This is a genomic window from Streptomyces sp. (assembly GCF_036566765.1).
Lineage (GTDB): Bacteria > Actinomycetota > Actinomycetes > Streptomycetales > Streptomycetaceae > Streptomyces.
This window is the reverse complement of sequence record NZ_DATCVQ010000343.1, coordinates 1-2,858: the sequence shown is the minus strand read 5'-3', so window position 1 is coordinate 2,858 and position 2,858 is coordinate 1. Positions and strand designations below refer to the sequence as shown.

General features: G+C 72.0%; 2 protein-coding genes. Both read right to left on the bottom strand.

Annotated features, from left to right (window positions below):
- The coding region (locus tag VIU94_RS20210) for a Mur ligase family protein (protein WP_414720977.1) at positions 1-970 on the bottom strand (970 nt) is incomplete at its 3' end.
- A 16-nt stretch (positions 971-986) separates the two neighbouring features.
- A partial coding sequence (locus tag VIU94_RS20205; RefSeq protein WP_331913239.1) for a peptidoglycan D,D-transpeptidase FtsI family protein occupies positions 987-2,858 on the bottom strand: 1,872 nt, incomplete at its 5' end.

Below are 2,858 nucleotides of genomic sequence, written 5' to 3'. Positions count from 1 at the left end.
GGACGACGTCCTCGGCCCGCCAGTCGGCGTCCGGGTGGCCCTCGGCGGAGAAGCTGGTGACCGGTACGGACGCCTCCTTGAGGAGCCTGCGGCCGTACTCGTCGTCGAAGTTCACGACCCCGAGCCTGCTGCGCTTCGGCGTGAACAGCTGCGCCTTCGCCTGGAAGTAGTCCTCCATGCCGGAGTGGAATTCCATGTGCTCGGGGCTGAGGTTGTTGAAGACGGCGACGTCGAAGACGCAGCCGTCGACCCGGCCGAGCACGAGGGCGTGGCTGGAGACCTCCATGGCGACCGAGTCGACGCCGCGCTCGCGCATGACCGCGAACAGCGCCTGGAGGTCGGTGGCCTCGGGGGTGGTGCGCTCCGACTTGATGCGCTCGTCGCCGATCCGCATCTCGACGGTGCCGATGAGCCCGGTCCGGTGGCCGGCGGCCTTCAGCCCGCCCTCGACGAGGTACGCCGTGGTGGTCTTGCCGGAGGTGCCGGTGATGCCGATCTGGAGCAGGTCGGCGCCGGGGCGGCCGTAGATCTCGGCGGCGAGCTCTCCCATCCGGCCGCGCGGGTCCTCGACCGCCAGGACCGGCAGGCCGGTCGCCGCGGCGCGCTCGGCGCCGCTCGGGTCGGTGAGGATCGCGACGGCGCCGAGGCCTGCGGCCTGGGCCGCGAAGTCGGCGCCGTGTAGCCGTGCGCCGGGCAGGGCCGCGTACACGTCCCCGGGGCGTACCGCCCGCGAGTCGTGGGTGATGCCCGTCACGTCGGCCTGGCCCACGCTCTCGACGCCCAGCCGGGCGGCCAGCTCGCCGAGCGGGGTCGGGGAGAGCCGCGCCGGGCGGGGCGGGGCGGTTCGGTACTGATCAGCTTGTGGCACGGCGGTGAGCGTACCGGGCGCACCCTGCGCAGGGCTAAATGGACCCTCGGGGGTGTGGGGGTCGGGCTTCCGGTTCGCGGAATCGGAGGTGATCGTTCTCACTGGTGCTCCCGCCGGATCAGGGTGTGAAGGCGACCGGCATCCGGGGCGGTTCGGCGCCGGTCGGGGCGACGTGCAGGGTCTTGAGGGCGAACTCCATGACCTGCTTGTAGATGGGGCCGCAGATCTGTCCGCCGAAGTAGCTGCCCTTGGTGGGGTTCTGGATGGCGCAGTAGACGGTGATGCGGGGCTTGTCGGCGGGCGCGAAGCCAGCGAAGGAGGCCGTGTAGCCCTTGTAGCGGCCGAGTTCCGGGTCGACCCGGTTGGCCGTTCCGGTCTTGCCCGCGACCCGGTAGCCGGGGATGGCGGCCTTGGTGCCGGTGCCCTCCTCGTCGCCGACCACCGACTCCAGCATCTGCGCGAGGGTCTTCGCGGTCTTCTCGCTGACCACCCGGGTCTGCTGGGGCGCGGCGGCCGGGGTGAAGCTCCCGTCGGGCCCCTTGGTCCCGCGGACCAGCGTCGGCTCGATCCGTACGCCGCCGTTGGCGATGGTCGAGTAGACGGAGGCGGCCTGCATCGCGTTGATGGACAGGCCTTGGCCGAAGGGGATCGTGTACTGCTGCGAGGTGGACCACTTCTGCGGCGCGGCGAGGATGCCGGAAGTCTCCCCGGGGTAGCCGAGCCCGGACTGGCTGCCGATGCCGAACTTGCGCAGATACGAGTGGAGGACCTTGTTCGCCTCGGGCTGGGTGTCCCCGAGCTGGCCGGTGGCCAGGATGGTGCCGATGTTGCTGGACTTGGCGAGGACGCCGTTGAGGGTCAGGTACCAGGTGGCGTGGTCGATGTCGTCCTTGAAGAGCCGGTCGCCGCGGTGGAGCCGGTTGGGGACGGTGACATGGGTGCCGGGGGCTGCCACGCCCTCCTCGAGCACCGCGGCCATGGACATGACCTTGGCGGTGGAGCCGGGCTCGTACGCGTCCTGGAGGGCGGCGTTGCCCATGGCGGCGGAGTCAGCCTGGCTGAGGTCGTTCGGGTCGAAGCCGGGGGCGTTGGCCATGGCCAGCACCTCGCCGGTCTTCGTGTCCTGCACTATCACGTAGCCGCGGTCGGCCCGGGACTTCTTCACCTGCTCGGTGATGGCCTGCTGGGCGGCCCACTGGATGTCCCGGTCGATGGTGAGCTCGATGTCGGCGCCCGGCACGGCCGGGGCGCCGCGGGAGCCGGCGGTCGGCACCTCACGGCCGCCGGACTGCGCGTAGCGGATCTTGCCGTCCTTGCCGGCCAGCTCCTTGTCGAGCATGGACTCCAGGCCGCCCGCGCCGCGGCCCGCGGCGTTGACGTACCCCAGTATCCCGGCGGCGAGTTCGCCGTTCGGGTACACGCGCTTGGTGCTGCGCTCGCTGAGGATGCCGCCGAGCAGGTTGATCCCGTTGCCGCCCTGGGAGGGCCGGGACTTCTGCGCGTAGACCTTCTTCAGGTCCTTGATCTGGTTCCAGACCTGCGGGGTCTGCCGGCGGGCGAGCAGCGCGTAGCGGGACTTGGGGGTGCGCAGCTTCTTCGCCAGCTCGGCGGGCTGCTTGCCGAGGATCGGCGCGAGGAGCGCGGCGGCCTGCTCGGGGGCGTCCGTCCGCTTGCTGTCCTCGGGCGTGAAGAGCTTGGGGTCGGCGGTGATGTCGTACGCGTCGACGCTGGCGGCCAGCGCGATGCCGGCCCGGTCGGTGATCTCGCCGCGGTCGGCGGTGAGCGTGTACTCCTGGTAGCGGTGCTCCTCGGCCTTGGCCGCGTACGCGGCGGCGTCGACGGCCTGGACCTGGAGCAGCCGGACCACGAAGGCCAGCATGACGAGGGTCAGACCGAGCGAGACGAGGCGCAGCCGGGGCCGGGGGCTGCCGAGCTTGATGGTGCGCGCCCTGGGCCGCGGCCGGGGCGCGGGGCGGCCGGCGGGGCGGGC